Below are 24,823 nucleotides of genomic sequence, written 5' to 3'. Positions count from 1 at the left end.
TTTGCATAATGAGCGAATTTTGACTAACTATAACCTTAATGCTAACTGCTGTTATTGGTTACTTTATAGGTTTTTACACTTGAGAATTAAAATGAATTAAAAAAATATCTTCTTGAATTATAGTTCCACTTCCATTTATTGTTCTACTACTAATTGCAACACCTATGGTGATCGAAAACATTAATGGTGAAATAATTTTATACAGTGCTGGTTATCCAACATGCTTACTTATGGGTTTTAGTGTATGTATTTTTCTAAATCGTTGAGATATTTGAAGAAAATTACGTATTGAAAAAGCTAAAAAAGCAGCTGGTTGAACTAAGTACGACACAAAAGAAAAGAAAGGTAAAAAATAATGCTTGGAATTTCAATTTACCCTGAAAAACAAGACAAAAATGAGATATTCAATTACCTTGAATTAGCTCACAAATATGGTTTTAAGAGAATTTTCTCTTGTCTTCTTTCTGCTACAACTAATAAAGATCAAACAATCAAAATCTTCAGTGAAATAAATGAATATGCACACAAACTTGGTTTTACAATAATCTTAGACGTAAATCCAAGAGTATTCGATCAATTTGGTGCTTCATATGATGATCTAACCTTCTTTAGTGAACTTAAAGCCGATGGAATTCGTTTAGACATGGGTTTTGATGGTAAAAAAGAAGCTGATATGACCTTTAATCCACAAAACTTAATGATAGAAATTAATATTTCCAATGACAATAAATACTTTGATAACATCCTTTCATACAATCCAAATAAAGAAAAGTTAATTGCATCACATAATTTCTATCCACAAGCCTACACGGGACTTTCTCTTGATTTTTTCAAAAGAATAACTCAAAAATTCAAAGATAATAATATAAAAACTGCAGCATTTATAACTTCACATTCAGCCAAAGTTGGGCCATGAGTATTATCACATGGGTTAGTTTCACTTGAAATATTAAGAAATATGAGAATTGATTCTCAATATAAGTTCTATAGAGCTACAGGTTTAATTGATGATACGATCATTGGAAACTCTTTTGCTTCTGAAGAAGAATTAAAACTTTTATCAAAAGTAGATCAAAATCCAATTATTAGTTTTAGATTAGAAAAAGATTCAATTAAAAATAACACTGAAATAGAAAATACTATTTTATTTAATAATCCACACTTTAGACGTGGTGACACTAATGATTACAGTGTTAGATCAACTCAATCAAGAGTAAAATATAAATCTGAAGATTTTATTGCTCACAGCACTCCTGAGATTCTTAGAAAAGGTGACGTTGTCATCTGTAATAATAATTATGGTCAATATAAAGGTGAATTACAAATCATTTTGCAAGAACAAAAAAATATTGACTACGGTAAAAGTGTAGTTGGTAGAATAGTAGAAGAAGAAATAATTCTTTTGGATTATCTTAAACCACTTGAAAGGTTTACTTTTGAAAAATAATATTCAAGCAATTGGTTTAATGTGCGGTACAAGTGTTGATGCACTTGATATTGCTCATGTTCAAATTAAGGAAAATACAAAAATAAAAATGAATCTACTTAATTTTAAAATGGTTCCAATTCCTGCTGAATTAAAAGCAAAAATTATGAAATCATTCGAAGAAAATATCACTAGTAGATTTATTTGTTCGTTAAACTTTGAAATTGCAAACTTTTATGCAGAGCAAGTCAATAAATTTATTGCTGAAAATAATTTAAATAAAGATGATATTAAATTTATTGCAAGTCATGGACAAACAATTTATCATTTAATTGATCCAAGTAATTCTGAAGCTAAATCAACTTTACAACTTGGTGACATAAGTGTAATTGCTAAGAAAACTCAAATTACTACAATTGGAGATTTTCGTCCAGCCGATATGGCGGTTGGTGGTCAAGGTGCTCCTCTAGTACCTAAACTAGATCAAATCTTATATAAAGACAAAAATAAAGTTAGATTATTTCAAAATATCGGTGGAATGAGCAATGTTTCAGTAATCGGTGAAAAAGAACTAGCTTTTGATAACGGTCCAGGTAATGTTTTGATAGACAAATGTATGAAACATTTTTACAATTTAGACTATGATAAAGATGCAAAAGTTGCCCTTAGTGGTAAAGTTAATAATGAACTACTTGAATACCTTAAAAACGATCCTTATTATGAACAAAAACCACCGAAATCAACTGGTAGAGAAAAATATAGTGATTCATATTTTAAAACTTTAATAAACAAATTTAATTATATTTCTCCTAATGACATTACTACAACAATAACTTTTTTCACAGCATATATAATTGCTGAATCGTATAAGAAATTTATTATTGAAGAAAATAAAAAATATGAAGTTTACGTTTGTGGTGGTGGAGCTAATAATCCATTTATAGTTCAAAGTTTACAAAAACTATTAAAACCAATAAAAGTATATGACTTTGGAAAACTGGGTATTACCAGTGATTCTAAAGAGGCTGCTCAATTTGCACTCTTAGGTTATTTAACTTATACAAGAAGAAATGGTAATCTAAAAAGTTCAACAGGAGCTGATAAAGAGGTTATTTTAGGAAAAATAGCTTATTAATTCAATACCGACATTTATTTGTCGGTTTTTTGTTTTAAAAAATAAAAGTTGGATTTAATCCAACTTATTAAAAATAATTTTATTCAGTGATTTGTGCTTGTTCATTTACATCTTCTTCTTTTAATAATGATGTAATTTTAACAAGTAAAATAATCAATCCAATGATTCCGACAGGTGGAATAAAAATACCGATAATAATTAAAATCATAGATGTTCTATCAATTTTACTTGATTTAACAGCAATAATAATCATTAAAATGAAGTTAACAAGAGAAAAAATATATCTAGTAACTCATAAAATTGGTAAAATTCACCCTAAAATCAACATTAAAAACGAAATAGATGCTAACACTAATACACAAATAGCTATATTTCTTGTACTTTTAAGTTCGCTTTTATTTAACATTGTTTCTCCTTCAATTTGCTCAAATATTATACTAAAAATATTTGCTAATTATATTTTGTATCTTCTCTTAAAACATAAATAACTTTTAGAATAATCTCATTTGATCAGTTTCATCCAATTCTTCAAAAACACCTAATTCATGCATATCTTTAAATTGAGTTTGATTAATTGATGTACGTTTTTTAAAGTCTTCTATCGAAAGGAATGGACGTTCTTCTCTAGCAGTAATTATTGTATGAGCAGCATTATATCCAAGACCATCAATAACACTAAAAGGTGGTATTAATGCTTTATTTGCTTTATCGACGACTCATTCAACTTCAAGTGATTTATAAATATTAATATTGCTTATTTTATAACCCCTACAATACATTTCTCTTGCTAACTCAAGAGTAGGAATTAAATTTTGTTCTTTTGTACTTCTATCTTTTTTGTCTTTAGAGTTAATTTCGGTTATTTTATTGTTAATTTTATTAGCATTATAGTCATTCATCATTGTTACTAAATCAAATGCTTCACAGCGAGTGGTAAAGAAAGTTGCGTAAAATTCTAATGGATAATAAACCTTAAACCAAGCAATTCTTCAAGCCATTAAGACATACGCAGTAGCATGAGCTTTAGGGAACATATATTCAATTTTTTTCATACTTTCGATGTATCAAGTTTCCACATTTTTAGCTAGCAATTCTTTTTCTTGTTCAGCTGTTATGCTTTTACCTTTACGAACTTGTTCCATTACTTTGAATGATAATGATGGTTCTACACCTTTTCTCATTAGGTAAATCATAATGTCATCTCTACAACAAATGACATCTTTAAGAGTTAGACCATCATTAACAATTAAGTCGTGAGCATTATTTAATCACACGTTAGTTCCGTGACTTAGTCCTGAAAGCGATACTAAATCAGCAAAACTATTTGGATTAGCTTTACTTAACATCTGTCTAACAAAACCTGTACCAAATTCAGGAATTCCTAAAGCTCCAGTAGTTTCTCCACCAATATCTTCAGGTTTTATACCTAAAGAATTTGTGTTTGAAAAAATACCAATTACATTTTCATCTTTAACCGGAATGTCTTTTTTAACATTTAATCCTGTCAATTTTTCTAACATTTTGATAGCCATTGGGTCAACGTGACCGAGAATATCTAATTTTAAAACATTGTCATGAATAGCACGATATTCAAAGTGAGTTGTTTTTCAAGTACTGCTCATATCATTAGCGGGATAGTTTACTGGAGTAAAATCTTCAACAGAAAATTCTTTAGGAATAATGATGATTCCACCAGGGTGTTGACCAGTAGTCTTTTTTACCCCTTCAAGTTTTTTTGAAAGAAACTCTATAAATAGCGGTGAATAATTTAATCCTTGTTCTTCGTTAACTGCTTTAATATAACCATATGCGGTTTTTTCAGCAATTGTTGATATTGTTCCAGCTCTAAAAGTATGACCATCCCCAAAAAGTCGTTTAACTTCATCATGAATTACCGGTTGATAATCACCAGAGAAGTTAAGGTCAATATCCGGAACTTTATCTGCGTTAAATCCTAAGAAAGTTTCAAATGGAATTGATTGACCATCCCTCTTCATTAACTTATGACAATTTGGACAATTTTTCTCTTCTAAGTCAAAACCAGAAGTTATCCCCGGTACTTTTGCTAGTTCAAAATGTTTACAAATTTCACAAATATAGTGTGGTTCTAATGGATTTATTTCAGTGATTCCACTTAAAGTAGCGACTAATGAAGAACCAACAGAACCACGTGAACCTACTAAATATCCATTATCAAGTGATTTTTTAACCAAAATATGAGAAATTCAGTAAACAACGTCAAAACCATATTTTAAAATAGGTTCAATTTCTTTCTTAATTCTTTCTTCGACTATTTCAGGTAATTTTTCACCATAAATTTCATGAGCAGTTTTATAAACTAATTCAGGTAATTTTGTAGTAGAATCGTCAAACTTAGGTGTATATAGATCTTTTTTAATAACTTCGATTTCCTCGACTAAATCAGCTATTTTATTTGTGTTATCTATAACAATTTCTTCAATTAATTTAATATCATTAAGGAATCTAAATTCTTTAATCATTTCATCGGTTGTCAAAAAATCATTATAAGGTAACTGAAGTTTGACTTCTTTGTCATAATTATATAAATAATGTGACACCCCTCCAATACCTTTGGAGTTAACTAAAATTGAATAAACTGATAAATCTTTCTTAGATTCATATCTAACATCTCCAATCGCAACTGGAATTTTATTTTTTTCTTTCGACCTTAAAACAAGATATTTTAGTAAGTCTTCTATCTCTTTTTCGCTAAATTCACCATATTTTACTTTATGTCTAAAATTTTGCGGTGCAGGAATTTCAATGTAATCAAAATAATCTATGTAATAATCGATTTTGTCTTTTGAAGAATAAAGCAATGAATCAATTAGATCACCTTGAATTCCAGATGAACCAATTAATAAATTTTTACTCTTAGGCAAATCTTCATAAAATAATTTTGGTTCTTTATAAAAATTATCAGTTAAAGCAAAAGTAACTAATTCAAACAACTCTTTTAATCCTTGTTGATTTAGTGCCAAAACAGTAATATTAGCTGCCCTAGTTTTATCATATAAGGAATTATCTTTATACTCATATAATTCTCTAAAATTTGTTATTTTTAAGTCTTGAAGTTTTTGAAACGATCCTCTTCAAGCGTTAGCTAAAACTTCTGCATCATAATCAGCACGGTGAGCTATATCTCTTGAATATTCAACTTCTAAATATGAACAGTAATTTTCAAGTCTGTGTTTAGATTTGTCAGGGAAAAGTAACCTTGAAACAACCAACGAGTCAATAAAAGTAGTATGTGGAAGTTCAATGTTGTATTGCTTTAATTTTTCAAAAATAAAGTTGTAGTCGAATTGAGCATTATGTGCCACTGCTACTTTATTGTGTAAAATATTTCTTATTTTAATTAACCCATCAATTTGTTCAAGACCTCTTTTTTCGAGCATCTCATCACTTATTTTTGTGAGTTCCTTGGTAAAATCTGAAAGTTTTTCTTTGGATTTTAAGAAAAATTGAAATTTTTCACTAATTTTACCATCCTTAACAATTGAAGCACCAAATTCAATAATATCACCTACATATGGGCTTAAATGAGTTGTTTCAATATCAAACGAAACATACTCAACATCCCTTAATTGTGAATTTGGTACTTCACCAATTACAGCCATATTATTTTTGTGTATAACATTGAATGTTACCCCATAAATTGGTTTTACACCAGATTTCTTGGATTCAGAGAAAAACTTAGGAAAGTTTTGAACACTCGTATTATCTACTAAAGCAACCGCTTTGTGCCCATATTTAGAAGCAATATCTAAAATTTCTTTTGCTTCTAAAATACCATCCATTGTATTCATCTTACTTCTAGTATTTAATTCAACTCTTTTTCTTTCATAAATATCCTTTTTATCTTCAAAAAGTTTTGCAGTTTTAACAAAATTGTCAAGCATAATGAATCGTCTATTTCTAAAATCATTTTCAATAGTTCCGAAAATTTCAATAGTATCACCTAATTTAGGTAATTCTTCAATAATTGCTTTTGAGATTTTTTTAATTTCAATTGCATCATTATAGTCAGTAACAACAAAAGTATAGATATGATAACCATTTTTAGAAACAGAATAATCAGTTTTAAAAACTTCTCCCACTGTGTTAACATCGGTTTTTGCATAGAGAGATTGATTTGAATTTATTTCATCAATTTTCATTTTTATGTAATTTTTGCTTGGTCTATGAAATTTAGCTTTAGGTGCGTTGAAACTTATTAAATTATTATTTTTTTCTTTTTCTTCTATTTTCTTAATAAATAGTTTAAGTTCTTCATCTTTCTTTTCATTTAATTTTTTGTTGTATTCTTCAATATTAACTATTTGATCAACATGTAAAACTAGATTAAATCAATTTAATCCAATTTTGTGTAAAAATTCATTAACTTTAGAAATTTCAGGTTCATAAAGTTTGCTTGTTTCTTCTTTATTAAGTGTCTCTTTAACTTCGATTAAGTAATTTTGATTATTTACATCTGCTCTAATTTCGCCTGTTTTAGTCAAAAAAGCATAAAGATTATTTAATCCACCATATACTTCATGGATTCTAATAATATATTTTTTAATTTCTCTTGGTTCGAAAAACTTACTTGTGATATTAAATTTTATTTTGAAAATTTGATTTTTAATTTCAGAAATAGTGAGTAATAATGTGAAAAAATCTTCAACAGAAGGCATGCTGAATGAACCGATAGTAAACTTATAAACAGGTATTCCATGACTATTTTCTCTAAAAATAATCTGGTCATCTACAATAAATGATTCTTTAAAGCTCTTCATTTCTTCTAGATTAAGCATCTTAAAAAAACTTGCTAAATGATTATCTCTATAAAAATTCATATTTACCTCTTCTGACTATAAAATAAATGAAAATGATTAATTAAATAAAATAATCTCACATTTGTGAGAGTAATTTAAATCAATAGTAGAATAGCAAATCCTACAAAAGTAATTAATGAAAGTGAATCAAATCTATCTAAAAATCCACCATGTCCTCTTAAAATTTTTGAAAAATCTTTTATGTTATTTAATCTCTTAATACTCGAAAAAATTAAATCACCAAAAATAGCCGCTATTGGTAAAAGTATAATTAGTAAAACTCTAAAGAAATTCTGCATTATTTTTGCACTTATTTTGGAAGTATCTTCAATTTCAAATAAACCTAATGTGTAAATTAAGATAGTTATCACAATAGCAGATAAGACAAAACCAACGATAGCTCCTTCTCAAGTTTTTTTAGGCGAAATTCTTGGAGCTAATTTTTTCTTAATTATTTTTCCACCAAAAAGGGAACCACCAATATACCCACCTGTGTCTGTAACAAAGGAAACAACAACAAATAAAATAAAATACTGATAATTTGAATAAACTGAATAAATCAATATCTTGGAAGCAATCATTAATAAATAACTAACTGCAAAAAAGATTAATGTCTTAAATCCAATTAGTCTATAATCAGGATTATCGACCGAAGAGATTTTTATTACAAAAAAACAAATTGTTGTAAAAAGTCAAATTAAAACAGAATAATAGTCAGAAACAACAGCTAATGCAACATTTTGCATTTCAAATGGTCGAACAAATTCAGCTTCAGTGCTTGAAATATTTTGAACTATTATTATTTTAAAATAATGGAACGGAAAAATAAATGTAATTAACATTATGACAGCTAAAAAAATACTTTGAATTTTTCCTATATGAAAACTAGAAATAAATTCATAAAAAATAAATCCACCAAAAGCGGCGAAAATAGCAAAACAAATTATTTTTATCACTGTTTTGAAAGTGTTATCGACAGTTAAAAGATTTGGATTATTAAATAAAATAACCAAGATTAAAACTATTAAAGTAACAACTAAAAAAATTATTCCTGGAATTAGTCTATCTTTAATAAAATTTTTGTTATTAAATTTCATAGTTTAATTATATTAAAATTTTTATTTATATTTAAGAATATACCAATAGTCCTTAAAAATTAGCAATTAAATTGTTTTTGTGCTAAAATATATTACATGAGTAATAAAAGAGACTATTATGAAGTATTAGGTATTAAAAAAAATGCTACAGAAAAAGAAATAAAAAGTGCATATCGTAAATTAGCTATGCAATATCACCCAGATAAAAACAAAGAATCTGGTGCTGAAGAAAAAATGAAAGAAATTAATGAGGCATACGAGGTTCTTTCCGATCCTCAAAAAAGAACTAATTATGACAATTATGGACATGAAGGAGTAAGCGGTCAAGCAGGTTTTGGTGGTTTCTCTGGTTTTGGTGGACGTGGTTTTGCTTCGGATTTTGGTGATATTTTTGAAAATATCTTTGGTGGTATGGGTTTTGGTGGCTCAAGAAAAAGCAGAAATAGACAAATTAAAGGTGAAGATTACCAAATAAATAAAACAATAACTTTCATGGAATCAATTCATGGTACTGAGTTTACTGAAAAATTAGATAAATATGAACTTTGTCTGCACTGTAATGGTTCAGGCGCTGAATCAAGCAATGACATAGAAACGTGTTCAACTTGTTCAGGTTCTGGTGTTCAAAAAGTAAAAATGAGAACAATTATTGGCGAAATAATCAATAATGAACCATGTAAATCATGTAAGTCAACCGGAAAAATTATTAAGAAAAAATGTTCAAATTGTCATGGTAATGCTTATATTAAATCTGAGAAAAAAGTTACAATTAAAACTCCAAAAGGAACTGCAACTGGTAAAGTTATAACTGTTAAGGGTTATGGTGGTCCAGGTTTAAATGGCGGTGAGCCAGGCGATTTATATATTGTTTTAAATGTAAACCCAAGCAAAAATTACACAAGAGAAGGAATGGACATTTACTTAGACTTAAAGATCGGTTTTATCGATTTACTACAAGAAAAAGAAATTGATATTCCTTCAGTTCATGGAGCATTTAAATACAAATTAAAACACAATCTTAAATTAAATACTTATATTCCATTCAAAGGTTATGGAGTTCAAAGTTCAACATATAGCGGAACATATTATGTTAAATTTATTTTAGATATGCCAGATATTAAGCGCAGCGAACTTAAAAAATTGATAGAAGTTTCAAAAGATTTTGAAGATAAAACAACTGAAAAAGAGGTTGAATCCATACTTAAAGAAAAATAGTAAAACACAATTTTTGTGTTTTTCATTTTAAATGTGTGTGTTAAAAATGTAGAGAACAGATTCACAACACATTTTTTCAACATCGCAATTTACAATGTAAATTCTATAAAAGAACTAAAAAAGATCAAAATAATCACTCTATTTGCACTTTTTTACTTTTGCTTGGAAACTAGAATAAAAAATGTGAAGTACATATACTCCACATGTTCATAGTTTACAACAATTATTCAAATCTAATGCTTGAATTTTCTCTATATTGAACAACTTTTTTATTTATTTCATCAAAAACTGTATCAAGACATTTTTTATATTTGTTATTTATAAAATTGAAAATTGTAAGTCACGTAATTTCGAAAATTATAAAAATTAATGTTGAAAGATTGAATTTATTGATTAATAAATCAACATTTCATCCAAAAATATAATACAACGGATCTGAACTAAAACTTGATTCATTTATTATTAAGTTAGAATAAATTAGTGAAATAATAAATAGTACTGTTCAATTTATCGTTAATACAAATAAAAGTGTTTTTAGGATGATAATTCATTTGTTTTTCTTCCAAATTAAAACGTTATAAACATCTTTTGAAATTGAAATATCATATTTAGAGTTAGCATAAAAATTAATTAAATTATTTAAGTTAAAGTTGTTTTTTAACTTTTCAATGGTTTTTGCTGCGAAAACACTTGAAATAATTGAAATTAAAAAAATAATCAAAACTAGTATAAAAGTAGTGATAAACAAACTTAATGATTTATTGTAAATATCAATGTTATTTAATACTGTTTTAAAAAGAATTAAAGCTGTAGATAATATAAAAATTACAATTAAACTTGTAACTAATGTAATTATTTGTATATAAAATAGACTGTTTTTATTTTTCATTTTTTAATTATATATAAAAAATTTAAAATAAAAAACAGCGGCGCCCTATTTTCACCTTTCGGCTATCTTCGGCACTAAGAGGCTTAACTACTGAGTTCGGAATGGTATCAGGTGATCCCTCTTGCTATAACCACTGATAATATGATAACATGTTTTTAAATAAATCCAAATATTTTTTTATAAATTTTCTGAGTTAAAAAATTATTTGGAGAATGAATTCTAAAAACTTAAATTTATCTTGATTTAATTTTATGGATAAATTTTATAATATGTTTATTTATTTTAGTATAAAGATTCTTTTTGATAAATAAGTACGGATCAAAAATGTTTTTATTAAAAGAAATTTTGTTTGAAAAAAGTTCAAATGATGCCTTCCCACGATATCTATTAATACCACTATTACCTATTCCACCAAAAGACAATTTATTATTATTTAGTACTGACATTGTTGAATTTATCATAATATTACCTGTAGGAATTGTTTTGATAAATTCGATGTTTTTCTTATTTTCAGTAAAAGCATAAATAGATAAAGGATTCTTATTTTTGTTAATGATTTTTTTAATATCTTCGTGACTATCAAATTTAATAATAGGAAGAATAGGACCAAAAATTTCTTGTTTCATAATCGAACAATCAATATTGCTTATTTCTAATAATTGTATTTTGTCTAGAGAAATATCTTTATGATATGACTTAATTCTTTCTTCAGAATTTTCATTTATTATTTTGCTTGTTTTAAGTGTTTTATTAAACTTGTTTAAGTTTTTTTCAAAATTTAAAATAAATTTATTATAAATACTTGATTCAACTAATAAATAATCGGGCGCTATGCATGTCTGACCCATATTCAAACTTTTCCCAAAAATAATTTCTTTAATTGTTTTGTTTATTTTACAATCACTAAAAATAATAGACGGTGACTTTCCACCTAGTTCAAGACAGCAAGAAATATTTTTATTGTCAGCAATTTTTTTAATTTGGTAACCTATATTTGTTGAACCAGTGTAAAAAATAAAATTCCATTCATTGTTATTAATAAACTCTATTAAATCATCTCTATTGTCTGCTAATTGAATGTTTGAATAAACTTGATTATAATCATCCACAATTAATTTTATTACTCTATTAGTTTCTGGTGTAAATGGATGAAGTCTTAAAACTGTTTCATTTCCACTACCAAGTGAACCAGCTAGTGGAATAAACAAAAGATTTATTGGATAATTTCAAGTATTTAATATAAGAACTTTTCCAACAGGTTGGTATACATAACCAGTTTCAGAAAATAAATCATAAAAGCCATTTTTAAATTTCTTTAGTTTAGTTAACTTATTTAACTTTTTTATAAAGAAATTAAACTCATCATAAACACCGAATAATTCGGTTAATATAAATTCTTCTTTCGGTTTTGATAAGTCCTTAAAAATAGCATCACATAAATATGATTCATATTTAATTATTATTTTCTTAAGATATTTTAATTGTTCTTTTCTTTCTCTGATTTTTTCTCTCATTTTTGAAATTATATCAAATCAGCATATTTATTGGAGAGTTCAATATCTTTTAAGAATTGTTTTAAGGTTATTTCAATTGTGCATTTGTATCACCAACAAATCATTTTTTATTATTAAATCTAAAATCATTTAGCAATTTTGTTTGAATTTTTGGATATTTATTTACTAGTGAACTTAAATATCAGTTTTTTTGAAGTGAATTATCACTTCCATAAATAAAGTCATAACAATATTTTTTAATATGGCTTCAATTATTTTCAAAAACTGTTGATATAGGAGTATATAAACCTACATAATTTTCAGACAAATCATTTCTTACAAGATTTATATTATCATATAAAAATAAATAACCATCTTTCAATAATGGGCTACCACTAGCAACTTCGGTATTAAAATATGAATTTCTAATCAATATCTTAACCATTCATTTATATTCATTGGAATACTTATTTAATATCTCAGATCCTCCAAAATTTCACAAATGTATATCCATATCTCTTCGATCAGTATAAATAAGGGATTTATTGTCATTTTTGCTATAGTATGAATATGAACTAACAAATTCGGAATTCAGCTTACTAAAAAATGGGGTAGTATTATTTTCTATTAAATTAAAATTATTATTTGTAAATCTTTTCGCTTCTTGTTCATCATTAAAATTAATTTCCATTACTGCTAAATTAACATAATAATCATCTAAAACATCTACTCCAGATAATATTTTCTTAATATTATTCACCAATATTTTTTCATTTCTTTTTAATAAATAAAATTCTGATGTTTCGTCAATATAATTGAATTTATCATCGGGAATTACTAAAAATCATTTTAAGGGATAATTTTCACCATTAATTTCATAATCAATGAAATAACCATTGAAATTAATTGATTCATTTTGGTTTCTCACTTCTATAAAAGTGCTGTTGACCATTTGCGATATATTATTTAATTCATTTTTTGACTTTTTTAAACCATTAATCTGAAGATTGATTTCTTTACCATCTAATTCATAAATTAAATTTAATTGTCCAGATTCATCAAATGGTTTGAGATTTTTTAATTCAATATTTATAGGAATTGAAAATTGAACACCAGAATTTATCTCTTCCATAGTTACTTCAGATGGTAATTTATCATAAATAGAATTGTCTTTCACATTAAAACCGTATTTAATTGAGAATCTATTTTCTTTTTCTGAATCAATTAATTTTAAATTGACTTTTTGTTCATCAAAATCGTAATATTTTTCTTTTGGCTTATTAATATAATAATGATTTTCATTATAAGTTGAATTAGTTATAAAATGAAATGTCAAAATACAAAATACTCCTGCAAGTGTAATAACAACAGATTTTCAAATTTGGCTATTATTCTTCTTTTTCATGATTTCCTCATTTATTTAAACTTGATAAATAAGTTTTAATTTTAGGGTGTATTTCTCTTAATGATTTCAAATATCAATTCTTCTGAGTTTTTTCATTTCCATAAATTAAATTATATGATTCTAATACTAAATCATTAAAGACATTAGGATTGTTTATTTGATCAACGATATTACTCTTAAAAGATGATATATTATTTCAAATCAGAGGGACATAAACGCCAACATTAATGTTTCTGTAATTTGACACTTTATAACCGAAAAAGTCTTGGTTATAGATTATAGAACCTGATGAACCATTATCAAACCCAGTTTCACTAAAACCTATTCCTGTTGTAATATCAACGTAATTCTCACCATCTATCTGATTGTAATTAAACTTACTAATAAAATTGTTGTTGATTAAAAATGAAGTTTTAAATGATTTGTTATCAAATAAAATATACGGATTATAGTGTAAATATGGGTCATCATCAACATAATAGTTATTACTTTTAACTATAGAATTGTCTTTAGCATTTCTAAATTGAAAATTGAATTTATCAAATGGAGTGAAATTTACATCTTCTTTTAGGAAAATGTTTGAAAAATAATCTATTTCAGAAATGGATGTATATCTTTTAGCTTCTTCTTCGGTATTAAATTTAATTTCTAATACTGCAAAATCAATATATTCTTCAATATTTTCGTCTTCATTAAATTTATTCGAATAATTTTTAAGATAATTTAAATTAGATTTAAAAATATCAAATCCTGTAAAAACTAAATTTACATTTTTAAGTTCAAGTGATGAATTTGAATTATAAATACTAAATATTGAATTTTCCTTATACTTCTTGCTTAAATATTTTGAAGTTAGATCATAGTTATTTAGGTTACTAAAATATTCTAATGAATGTAATGGAAGCATTAAATATCAAGTTGTAGGATAATTTTCTTTTTCGTTTATTTCATAATCAATGAAAAAACCATTTGAATTAGTTATAGTTCCTGCTTCATTATTAATAATTTTTATACCTATATTATTAACTATTTCTCTTGTTTCGGTATTGTTGTCTGGCAATTTTATTTCATGATCAAATCCGTCCAAAATAACAAAAATTTCATTGTGTTCCGGATTAGAAATTATATGTTCAGAAGCTCTGATATATACTATAACACGACCCATTTCTCTAATTCTATACCATCTAGTTATTTTAAAATTTTCTTTTTTATATTTGAAATTGATAATTTCATCAAGCTTTAAGTCTTTATCAGAAATATTTTTACCAACAATTTTTGAATTATCAATTTCGATACCTATTTTCCTTAAATATTCACCATAATTTTTATCCAAAATTATTTCTTGAACATCAGTATTCTCAAATTCCTTTGCTTTTGCAGCTGCCTTTTTAAAATTTTGTCTATATTCAATAGAATTTGGCATATATCTATTTGTAGGATTTAATGGTCAGTTGAGAAATAAAAAAATTGAAGTTGGTACAGTTATAAGTGCAAAAATTGATGCAACTCAAATTTTTGTTGCGTACTTTTTAATAAAATTCATATTACCTTGATTCCTTTAACTTAATTTAAAAAAATATATCAAGTAAATTTATATCATATTTTAAGTATAGATAAGTCATGATTATTGTTACAAAAATAAAAAACAATACGATTATAATAGTAGTAAATCAACTAAAATTAAGTTCAACTTTATTATTTTCCTTTTTTTCTTTCACTTTTTTCTCCTAACTTCATTAGAATTTTTTGGCGAATTTCACAGCATCAGCAGCTTTATTTTTCAATTCTTCAAATCTAATCTTATTTTGAACTTTCATTTTGTTCATATTATTCATAAATTCAACATGAACAATCATTTTTGAATCATCAATATCATATTGATAAATAATTCTTGAATCATCACTTAAAATTATTGTATAAAGATAAAAATTGCCATAACTTTCATAATTATGTTTGATTATTTTAACAATTTCATGTGTTTTAGTAAATTTTTGACCTACACTAAAAATTAAGTCCATCTTTTTAAGGAATATTTTGTCAAAGCTAATTCTTATTTGATCATATAGATGTAAGTTGTAAACATTTAATAATTGATTAGTTTTATAATTTATAAAATCACCTTTAATTTTGTATTCATTGGTCATAAAAATATAATAAAAGAGAAATTTAAGGTTATCATAGTTAAAACCATCATTTAATCCTGTACTAAAAATTCCTTGATTATATGAAAACAGAACATCTTTTTCATTATAAATTTGATTTTCATAAGCGTAATTTATTGAATAACTTTCAAGTAAATTAATGACATATTTTTTAGCATTCAAAGGTAAAATCACTAGCTTATTATCCATTTTTGCACTTCTTCAATAACTAATCATAAAATCAATATAAAGAAAAGCAATCAAATCGTTTTCAATCTCAGTTAATTTTCCGCTTACTTTATTATAAATTTTTAATTGATTTGTTTTATTAACTAAAACAAGAAGATCACTTCTTTCATCATTTGATTTAAATTTACTTTTAAATAGCGAAACATTATGATTTAACATCATAATTTTTGAGTTAATAGTATTTAAATTTAATAATCTAGCAACTGTATTAAATTTCTTTTCAAAGAATTCATTTTGGATTGAATATTCTATTTTTAAGTTTGAAAGGAAATCATCAGCTTGTAAGAAGTTAAATAATTTATTTTTAGAAAAGGTACTTTCGAAAACTTTATCATAACTTACATTAATTGAATTTTCAATATTTGAATAATTCCCTAAACTTAAATTAAATTCACTAAGTGAATCGACAAGTTTTTGTTGAATTTTAATTGGTACTAATACACCTTCAACATCAAAAAATTTGATGTATCACGCTTTTTCATTTTGGTCAAAATCAAAATAAATTCCACCATTAAGTTTTCTATCAATTTTTAATAAATCTCTTAAATTTGTTTCAGAAGTTGGGCTATTTTTTTCAAAAATATAAACTTGAACACCTTGTTGAGCAAATAGATTTAATACATTTTTTCTTATTTGACCTGGCGTATTTAAGTCAAAACCTAATCCTATTTTCATATTTGGTCGGAGCATAGTACAAAAAATCATTAAAATTGTTTCAACTGAAAACTCGCAGAAATACGAATATCCAAAATCATCGCTAAATTTAATTCCTTTGTTTCCAACTTCTGGACTTCTTAAAAAACTCTCTTTATTTAATTCTCAGTTATTAAATATAATGTTAACTTTATTTTGCATGTATTCATTAGATTCATAAAAATTAAGTCATTTTCTTTGGTAATATTCTTTAGTCATATCAATATTTTAAAATATTAAAACAAAAAGTTTATTAAATTCAAAAAGAAAAACTAGAAATTAATTCTAGTTCCTTTTTTAAACCTTGAAGTGCAAACGCTTCTCTTAACAATATTTTACATTAAAATTGGTAGATTTTTTGAGAAAACAAGCCTCGCGGCGCTTGAGCAGATCAGTCCGTTAGGACGCTTCCCTATAAATTTTTAAAAAGAAAAGCCAGAGTGGCGACTGAGCGTAGAGAAAAAGAACCACATTAGAAGTGTGGTTTAATAACGGAAAAAATCAAAAGCCTCTCCACGGCGTTTGAGTGGAAAGTTTATCAACAAAATATTATGTAAAACGTATTGTGGTTGAAATTGGGATATATGTGGTCAAAGACCACATTTTATTATTCAAGATTAGGTAATAGATCTAGCAAAATCATTTCTATATTTAACTCTTGTTCAGCCATTTCTCTAGAAGATTTAAAACCAAAAATTTTTCTTGGCATATTGTTTATTTCATCTTGAAGTTCTTGAACTTCTTCGTCATTCAGTTCTGTAAAATCAAATCCTTTTTTGAATTTTCTACGAATTAGTCCATTTAAATGTTCATTCGAACCTCTTTGAAATGAACAATATGGTTGTGCTTTATAAATTAATAAGTCATTTTTATAGGCTACTAATCCCAAGGCTTGGAATTCAAATCCATTATCAGAAGTTATTGATAAAAATGGGAATGGATAATCCTTAATTATTTCATTCAGCACCTTGTTTATCTCAAATCAAAATTTGCTAGTGACCTTTTTTATAATGGTAAAACGTGTTTTTCTTTCTGTTAAAGTTAGTAAGTTGTGATATCCCTTTCCCTTTCTTCCAATAACTAAGTCAATTTCTCAATGACCCCATTTTTTTCTAGTTTCTATACTTTTAGGCCGCATAGGTATAGGGAAAACAAACTTGTTACCATGAGTTAATCTAATCTTATAATCAGTCTTTCTTTTACCATTCTTAACATAACCTTTTCTTAAACGATTTTTCATTTTCAGGACTCAAATATTTAATTTAATTCACTTGTAAATAGTTCTGATAGAATAACCTTTTTTACCTGTTTTTTCCTGATAAAGTTTAAGAGTAGCTTCAACTCCATGGTAATTTTTTTCATAGTGTGCTGCAAAGAAATCATTAAATTCTTTGTCTGCAAAAGCATTATGATTCCTTGAATAGCATTTTCGAATTTTAGTTTTTTTATTAGCGTATGCAGCATCATATTCTCCATAGATATTCGAATTTCGTTTAACTTCTCTAGAGATTGTACTTACAGATCTTTTTAACATTTCTGCAATTTCTTTTAATGTTTTGGAACTGTAGTTGATTTCAATAATTAATCTTTCTTCTGGTTTTAATTGTGTATAATTCATATGACCTCATTTCAAATTTAAGGGTTAAAAGAGAAACATTGTTTGGTTTTAGTTGGTTTCTCTTTTTTTATTTTAAACTAATTTAAACTAAAAAGCACAAACACAAATATGTTTGCACTTGAAAGTATAATCAAGGAACTAGAAATTAATTCTAGTTTAATTCATTTTCAGAAATTTGATCTGATTTAATAATTTCTACACTAACAATTTCATCATTATTCTTAATGTCGATAATTTTAACACCTTTAGTATTTCTTGAAGTTACACTTACATTTCCTAAATTCAATCTAATTGTTAATCCAAGTTTTGTAATAATTAATGCTTGATCTTCTTTAGAAACGAATTTAGCAAAAATTAAGTTTCCTGCTTTTTCACCATTTATAGCAGTAACACCTTTTCCACCTCTTCTAGTTATTCTAAAGTCGTCTTTATGAGTTAATTTTCCATATCCTTCACTTCCAATTGAAAGAATATAATCACCATCGTTTTCAGATGAAGCCGAAACTATGGTGTTTTCATCTAAGTTCATAGCTTTAACTCCGACAGCATTACGACCCATTGCTCTAACATCTAAAGATTTAAATCTGATTGCATTATTAGTGTTATTTGCAACAAGAATTGTTGATTCTTCATCAACTATAAATGCAGTTAAAAGTTCATCATTTTCATCTTTAAGTTTGAAGGCATTTAATCCGGCACGATTAATATTGCTAAATAAAGTTAAATCAGTTTTTTTGATAATTCCATTTTTTGTTATTGTTGTTAAGAATTTATCTTCATCATACGAATCTACAGGAAGAATTGAAATAATTTTTTCACCTTCATTAACTCTTAAGGTTGGAATTAAGTTAATGAAAGGAATTCCTTTAGATTGTTTATTACCTTCTTGTATTTCATGACCTCTTTTTTTGTAAACTTTTCCAAAATTACTAAAAAGTAATAAATCTGTATGAGTTTTGGTTTGTAAAATTAATGAAATATCATCGTCATCATATGTTTTTGCTGAATATGAACCTTTTCCACCTCTTTTTTGTTCACGGTATTCATCAAGATTCATTCTTTTTACATAACCTTTAACACTTAATGTAATTACAATGTCATTTTCAGGAATTAATGATTCATTTGAAATTTTTCTTGAACTTGTTGGATCCACTTTAGTTCTACGTGCATCACCATATTGTTTCTTAACTTCTTCAAGTTCATTAATGATTAAGTCAACTAATTTATTTTCATCTGAAAGAATCTCTTTAATTCTAGCAACTTCAGCTTCAAGTTCGCTGATTTCCTCATCATTTTTCTCAACATTTAAACCAGTAAGCTTTCTAAGAGACATATCAAGAATTGCTTTTGTTTGTCTTTCGCTTAACTCGAATTTAGCTGATAATTTTTCTTGAGCTTCAGTGTCAGTTTTTGATTTTTTAATAATTTCAATTACTTCGTCAATAAATTGAATTGCAATTTTTAAACCTAGAAGGATGTGTAATTTATCCTCGGCTTTATTTAAGTCAAATCTAAGTCCTCTAGTAGTTACATCTTTTTGGTGTTTTAAATAAATTTCTAAAGCTTCCTTAAGAGTAATTGTTCTAGGTTCTCCATCAACTAATGCAACCATGTTAACATTGAAATTAGATTGTAAAACCGATTTAGTGTAAAGCATATTAAGAATAATATTAGGATTAAATCCTTTTTTAATTTCAATAATTAATCTAATACCTTCTCTATTAGATTCATCTCTAATTTCACTAATACCTTGAATTACATTTTCTTTATGAAGTTTAGCGATTTTTTCAATAATTGTGGTTTTTCTAATTCCGTAAGGAATTTCTGTAACAACAATTCTTGACTTACCGCTGGCGAACTCTTCAATTTCGCAATTACTTCTCATAGGAATTGAACCACGGCCAGTGTCATATGCTGTATAGATTGCATCAATATCCAAAATAGTTGCTCCAGTAGGAAAATCTGGTCCTTTAATATATTCCATTAATTCAAGAGTGTTTAATTCTGGGTTTTTAGCAAGAGCAATAGTTGCGTTAATTGTTTCAGTTAAGTTGTGTGGTGGAATTTCTGTAGCTAAACCAACTGCAATACCTGAAACTCCACTAACTAAAAGGTTAGGAAACTTAGATGGTAAAACTGTTGGTTCTTTTTCTGTAGCATCATAGTTATCCATGAAATCTACAGTATCTTTTTTTATTCCATCCAACATTAACGAAGCAACTTTACTTAATCTAGCTTCAGTATAACGCATTGCAGCCGCACCGTCACCATCAATAGAACCAAAGTTACCATGTCCATCAACAAGTGGGTATCTCATACTAAAGTCCTGAGCTAATCTTACCATAGCTTCATAAACTGATGTATCGCCATGGGGGTGGTATTTTCCAAGTACATCCCCAACAATTCTGGCACTTTTACGGTGTTGTGTACTATGTGTGATACCTAATTCAGACATATCATATAAAATACGTCTATGAACCGGTTTTAATCCATCTCTAGCATCAGGAAGGGCTCTAGAAACAATAACACTCATCGCATATTCTAAGAAAGATGTTTTGATTTCGGTATCAAGTTCTCTTGGTTGAAGTCCTTCAACACTTTCATCTATTATTTGAGATTGGATAACATAATTCTCGTCATTTTGAGGAATTTCTTCTTCCTCTTCTTCTTTAATAATTTTTGGTTTTTTCTTAAAAACAATAGATTGTTCTTCATCTTCAAAATCATCATCAGTGATGAATTCAAGTTCTTTTTCTTTAACTTCTTGTTCTTTTTCTAATAAATTATTTTTTTCTTTTTCAGCCATAAAACCGCCTTAAATTATTTAATATATATAATATATTAAATTTTATCATTTTACTTGTTTTTTCCAACTAGGTAAATAAGACACAAAAGTAAAATTTAAAATAAAAAACTGCTTTTAACAGTTTGATTATTGAGGTTTTTTAGCTTCTAAATAATTTATATTTTTACCTAGTAAAGCAAATTTTTGTTCATATCCGGTTCTTATGTTATTACTATTAAATTTAGAATTGTGTAAATCATTAGTAATGTTAATGATATTTCATTTTTGTTCATTTAATTCTTCAATCGAATATTCAAATAATTTATCATTATCTGTTTTGAACTTTAATATTCCTTCGTCGGTCAACAATTCTTGATATTGTTTTAAAAATTCCCTATTAGTTAATCTTCTCTTAGCGTGTCTTTTTTTAGGTCATGGATCACTAAAAGTTAATCAAATATTATTTGTTTTACCTTTAATTAATTCATTAATTGTAGCTGCATCTTTGCAAATAACAAAAAGATTCTTAAGTTGAAGTTCATTTATTCTTTTAACAATAATTGCAGCTATTGTTTCAAATTTTTCAAATGCAATATAGCGAATTTCTGGATTTAATGATGCAAGTTTGCAAATCATTTCACCTTTACCTGCTCCAATTTCTAAGACGTCATTTTCTTTTAGTATAAATGGAAAACTTTTAACTACAAAATCACTATTTTCCAAAGTGCTTGGTGCTTTAGGATTATTTCTAATTCTCATAGAATTAATTGTACAATAAAAGTAGCAAAGGCTACTTAATATATTTTAAACAACTTTTAGTAATTCTTCCTTAGAATTTCTTTTACCTTCTAAATTATTTCTTTCAGTGTGAATTATTTCAATTTTTTCGTTTGCTCTAGTGTGTTCACCTCTCTTTTGTCCTCTTCTAAAAGATTTTATTTGACCTTCAAGTTCCATTAATGTATTGGCTTCCGCTACTTTTTCTCTTGATGAAACTAAAACTGCTTTGTATTTATACATAAAACCTCCGAATAAATATCTTTACATTTAAATTTTAAATCAATTAGAGCAAAAATTCAATATTTTCATGTTTTTCCATATTTTATATAACTTTTTCATTTAATTAAAAAATATACCTTTTATTAGATGGACTAAATATAAAAATGAGTTTATAATATTTTCATGAAAAAAAGTAAAAAAATTATTTTATGAACTTTAATAGGTACCTTATTAGGTATTTCTGGAATATTGATAAGTTTTGGAATAGCTAAAGAATTCACTGAACAAATAACAAATAAAAAAAAGTCATATATAGCAATAAACAAAAATAAATCTGATGATTATAGCATTGACTCAAAATTAATAACTGAGCCAATTTTTGATAATAATTCTAAAGAAAATGCTAACTATAATAATGAATATTTACTTTTTAATAAAAGTGATGAAAAAGTAAATCATACTGAATTTAAATATGATAAACAAATCAAAGGTAAGAAAGTAATTGAATATATTGACCCATATACAAAAATTAAATTTATTGATTTTTGTTACTATGAAGATGATAAAGGTCCAAGATTTTTACTTGGTGATGAAGGATTAAAATATCTAGCAAGAGAATTTAAAAATAAAATACCTTTTGGTCCCGAGGTATTCAATTTAAATGCAATTCATATTAATGACTATGATATTGTCGATGATTCTGTTAGAGGACTATTTATTTCAAATGTAAATACTATTTATATTAATGCTGATTTTTTAGCTGAAAATGGTTATGATATTGAGACTAAAGTACAAAATATCATTCCAACAATTTTTCACGAATACCTTCATTACTGAGCTAAAACTTATGCTGAAGTTGGTATAAATTCTAGCAATATTGATCTAAATAAAAACACAACACTAATCACCACAAAAAGTGATGAAGGCAGTTTAACTTCAACTTGAAATAGTTATTTTGTAGATAATTTTAAAGAACAACTAGGTTATAACTCAACAAAAAAATACCCCGAAGTTAATAACAATTACAGTTTATTTGCGAACTTAAGTTTAAATGATCTTTGAAAAATTGCTAATGAAAACTCCAATGAAAATTATCCAAATAAAAATTATTTTATTTCACAAATTGGTAAAAATGATGATTCGTATATTTTTGACATTAAAACTGAATCAATTAAATATTATTATTCTATTGACGAGTTAATTCCTAGAGAGTTAACTAAAGCTTTCTTTATCCCTTATTATTTACCATATGAAGAAAGCCCAGTCAAAGATTCTACCACATATAAAAACTTAGTTTATAGAAGTAGTTGATATGGGTTAGAATCACTAACATATCAAAATAGAGCTTATTATAATGATTTTATTCCAAATTCACTATATGTAGATTATTCTAAAACACTATTAAATCCAGTTGTTAAATTAGCAGCAAATAATTTATTTAACACAAATAAAAACATCTCATTAATTTATGAAAACTATCTACAAACTGACACAAATAAAGCTAAAGAATTTTATAAACTACTTTTAGAAACAATGGGATATGGTAAAACAATTTCTCAAATAGTTAATATTCAAAAAAATAATGCAAGTAAAATTAGTCCAAATGATGAAACGGTAGCAATTGAACCTATTGACACAATGAAAATAAAATTGATTGGCTATTTACCTGCTAATTCAGAATATAAAGGTTTTGTTTTTGAATCAAATGATTTATCTAATCCATATATTTTAGCTGAATTTGATACACACGAAATATTTAGATTTCAAGGGTATACTGGTTCAATATTTAATAGAAAAAATAAAGTTAAAAACTTTAACCTAAATCCTAGTGACGTTGGTTATATAGAAGAATTCAAATCATACATTACTAAAGAATTTATTGATAGCACTAAAATTAAGGATTCTTCAGTAATACGTTACTGATTAGATAAAAATAATGATGGAGAATTTCAACAAGATGAAATTGTTGAAGATATAATAACCTTACCTAAAAATAGAGATGTTGTTAGTGAAGTTTATGATTTAAATGAAAAAAATAGTTATATAATAGTAAAAAATAAAACTAATTTAGATGATAAAGATTCAGCTGAGAGAGTAAGAATCTTTAATTATTAAAGGATGTTAAAATGCATGTAAAAATAAATGATTTAAGAATAGGAACTATTCTTAAAGTACAAGCATATAAGTTTAACGGCCTTTTGTATAGACAATGGAATCAAGCTAAGATCATTTATAACAACGAAAAACACATAGTTTTAATATTATATAAAACTAAAGTTACAGAATTAAATGGGGCGGGTTGAGTTTATAAAGAGCCTGTTATATGATTTATGCCTAAAAAACAAAATTTCAATTGTTTAGTTCTAATTAAAAAGAATGGATTTTATAGATATATTAATTTGGCATCAACACCTATTTTTGAAGATGATACAATCAAATTCATAGATTATGATTTAGATGTTAAATGTTATCCACAAAAAGAATTAAAAATTGTTGATAGAGATGAATTTAATACTAATGGTAAAATTATGAAATACCCAGACGTATTAAAAAATAAAATTTTAGATGAGTTATCTAATGTTATTAAGATGTACAATAATTTTCAATATTTCTTTAGTGATGATATTATCAAATATTACCTTAAAATAGCTGAAAACGACAAAGTAATGCTAAATATTAAAAATTATTTAACGCCTATTATTAAAAATAAGACTATAAATCTTAATAATAAGATGTATCAAAAAAATAACAAGAAAAAAACTTATAATAAAAAAACTAAGTTTATTAACTTTGCAGTTAGAAATGCCTAATATGGCATTTTTAAATAAAAAAAAATCTCC

General features: G+C 25.9%; 18 protein-coding genes and 1 rRNA gene. 6 read left to right on the top strand and 13 right to left on the bottom strand.

Annotated features, from left to right (window positions below; all coding sequences use genetic code 4):
- Window positions 1-8 precede the first annotated feature (8 nt).
- From FOY43_RS03360 to FOY43_RS03350, 3 genes are read left to right on the top strand one after another with little or no spacing between them, the layout of a single operon-like run.
- Window positions 9-356: a hypothetical protein gene (locus tag FOY43_RS03360; RefSeq protein WP_146309124.1), complete on the top strand. Its 348-nt coding sequence runs from the start codon at window positions 9-11 to the stop codon at window positions 354-356.
- The gene (locus FOY43_RS03355; protein ID WP_146309123.1) at window positions 356-1,447 is read left to right on the top strand and encodes a DUF871 domain-containing protein; all 1,092 of its coding nucleotides are present in this window, start codon (window positions 356-358) and stop codon (window positions 1,445-1,447) included. The genes FOY43_RS03360 and FOY43_RS03355 overlap by 1 nt, the downstream gene beginning before the upstream one ends.
- Window positions 1,437-2,561 (top strand): anhydro-N-acetylmuramic acid kinase, encoded by a 1,125-nt coding sequence (locus FOY43_RS03350; RefSeq protein ID WP_146309122.1) that lies wholly within the window; start codon window positions 1,437-1,439, stop codon window positions 2,559-2,561. Before FOY43_RS03355 ends, FOY43_RS03350 begins: the two co-directional genes overlap by 11 nt.
- 79 nt (window positions 2,562-2,640) lie before the next feature.
- On the opposite strand, the gene FOY43_RS03345 is transcribed toward FOY43_RS03350, so the two are convergent.
- The 3 genes from FOY43_RS03345 to FOY43_RS03335 all read right to left on the bottom strand — a co-directional run bounded on the left by FOY43_RS03345 (window position 2,641) and on the right by FOY43_RS03335 (window position 8,496).
- Window positions 2,641-2,967, bottom strand: coding sequence for a hypothetical protein (locus tag FOY43_RS03345; protein WP_146309121.1), 327 nt, complete (start codon window positions 2,965-2,967; stop codon window positions 2,641-2,643).
- 85 nt (window positions 2,968-3,052) lie between these two features.
- A complete protein-coding gene (locus tag FOY43_RS03340) occupies window positions 3,053-7,420 on the bottom strand; it encodes a PolC-type DNA polymerase III (protein ID WP_146309120.1) in 4,368 nt (1,455 codons plus the stop codon).
- A 74-nt stretch (window positions 7,421-7,494) separates the two neighbouring features.
- Window positions 7,495-8,496, bottom strand: coding sequence for a phosphatidate cytidylyltransferase (locus FOY43_RS03335; RefSeq protein WP_146309119.1), 1,002 nt, complete (start codon window positions 8,494-8,496; stop codon window positions 7,495-7,497).
- 96 nt (window positions 8,497-8,592) lie between these two features.
- Between FOY43_RS03335 and FOY43_RS03330 the strand changes: the two genes are divergently transcribed.
- Window positions 8,593-9,711 carry a DnaJ domain-containing protein gene (locus FOY43_RS03330; RefSeq protein ID WP_146309118.1) on the top strand — a complete coding sequence of 373 codons (1,119 nt, stop codon included), beginning with the start codon at window positions 8,593-8,595 and terminating at the stop codon, window positions 9,709-9,711.
- A gap of 223 nt (window positions 9,712-9,934) precedes the next feature.
- Here FOY43_RS03330 and FOY43_RS03325 read toward each other — a convergent pair whose 3' ends face one another.
- The 10 genes from FOY43_RS03325 to FOY43_RS03280 form a co-directional block, all read right to left on the bottom strand.
- Complete coding sequence (locus FOY43_RS03325; protein ID WP_146309117.1) at window positions 9,935-10,600, bottom strand: hypothetical protein; 666 nt, start codon at window positions 10,598-10,600, stop codon at window positions 9,935-9,937.
- 32 nt (window positions 10,601-10,632) lie between these two features.
- A 5S ribosomal RNA gene (gene rrf, locus FOY43_RS03320) occupies window positions 10,633-10,738 on the bottom strand.
- 95 nt (window positions 10,739-10,833) lie between these two features.
- Entirely contained in the window at window positions 10,834-12,114 is a 1,281-nt protein-coding gene (locus FOY43_RS03315) for an aldehyde dehydrogenase family protein (RefSeq protein WP_146309116.1), read from the bottom strand.
- Between the two features lie 67 nt (window positions 12,115-12,181).
- Window positions 12,182-13,498: a hypothetical protein gene (locus tag FOY43_RS03310; RefSeq protein ID WP_146309115.1), complete on the bottom strand. Its 1,317-nt coding sequence runs from the start codon at window positions 13,496-13,498 to the stop codon at window positions 12,182-12,184.
- Window positions 13,482-15,041 (bottom strand): hypothetical protein, encoded by a 1,560-nt coding sequence (locus FOY43_RS03305; RefSeq protein WP_146309114.1) that lies wholly within the window; start codon window positions 15,039-15,041, stop codon window positions 13,482-13,484. The genes FOY43_RS03310 and FOY43_RS03305 overlap by 17 nt, the downstream gene beginning before the upstream one ends.
- Before the next feature lie 193 nt (window positions 15,042-15,234).
- Window positions 15,235-16,800: an MAG5620 family putative phospho-sugar mutase gene (locus tag FOY43_RS03300; RefSeq protein ID WP_146309113.1), complete on the bottom strand. Its 1,566-nt coding sequence runs from the start codon at window positions 16,798-16,800 to the stop codon at window positions 15,235-15,237.
- A 388-nt stretch (window positions 16,801-17,188) separates the two neighbouring features.
- Window positions 17,189-18,199 (bottom strand): IS30 family transposase, encoded by a 1,011-nt coding sequence (locus FOY43_RS03295; protein WP_146308860.1) that lies wholly within the window; start codon window positions 18,197-18,199, stop codon window positions 17,189-17,191.
- A 151-nt stretch (window positions 18,200-18,350) separates the two neighbouring features.
- Window positions 18,351-21,005 (bottom strand): DNA gyrase subunit A, encoded by a 2,655-nt coding sequence (gene gyrA / locus FOY43_RS03290; protein WP_146309112.1) that lies wholly within the window; start codon window positions 21,003-21,005, stop codon window positions 18,351-18,353.
- A gap of 126 nt (window positions 21,006-21,131) precedes the next feature.
- Window positions 21,132-21,743, bottom strand: coding sequence for a tRNA (guanosine(46)-N7)-methyltransferase TrmB (gene trmB / locus FOY43_RS03285; RefSeq protein ID WP_146309111.1), 612 nt, complete (start codon window positions 21,741-21,743; stop codon window positions 21,132-21,134).
- Window positions 21,744-21,788: 45 nt separating this feature from the next.
- Window positions 21,789-22,004 carry an MAG6790 family protein gene (locus FOY43_RS03280; protein ID WP_146309110.1) on the bottom strand — a complete coding sequence of 72 codons (216 nt, stop codon included), beginning with the start codon at window positions 22,002-22,004 and terminating at the stop codon, window positions 21,789-21,791.
- 162 nt (window positions 22,005-22,166) lie between these two features.
- Here FOY43_RS03280 and FOY43_RS03275 point away from each other — a divergent pair, with 162 nt between their 5' ends.
- Window positions 22,167-24,098, top strand: coding sequence for an MYPU_1760 family metalloprotease (locus FOY43_RS03275; RefSeq protein ID WP_146309109.1), 1,932 nt, complete (start codon window positions 22,167-22,169; stop codon window positions 24,096-24,098).
- An 11-nt stretch (window positions 24,099-24,109) separates the two neighbouring features.
- On the top strand, window positions 24,110-24,793 hold the full coding sequence (locus tag FOY43_RS03270) for a DUF402 domain-containing protein (RefSeq protein WP_146309108.1): 684 nt from the start codon (window positions 24,110-24,112) through the stop codon (window positions 24,791-24,793).
- Window positions 24,794-24,823 lie beyond the last annotated feature (30 nt).

This window comes from Mycoplasma anserisalpingitidis (assembly GCF_007858495.1).
Classification (GTDB): domain Bacteria; phylum Bacillota_I; class Bacilli_A; order Mycoplasmatales; family Metamycoplasmataceae; genus Mycoplasmopsis; species Mycoplasmopsis anserisalpingitidis_A.
This window is presented reverse-complemented; position numbering and strand designations above follow the sequence as displayed.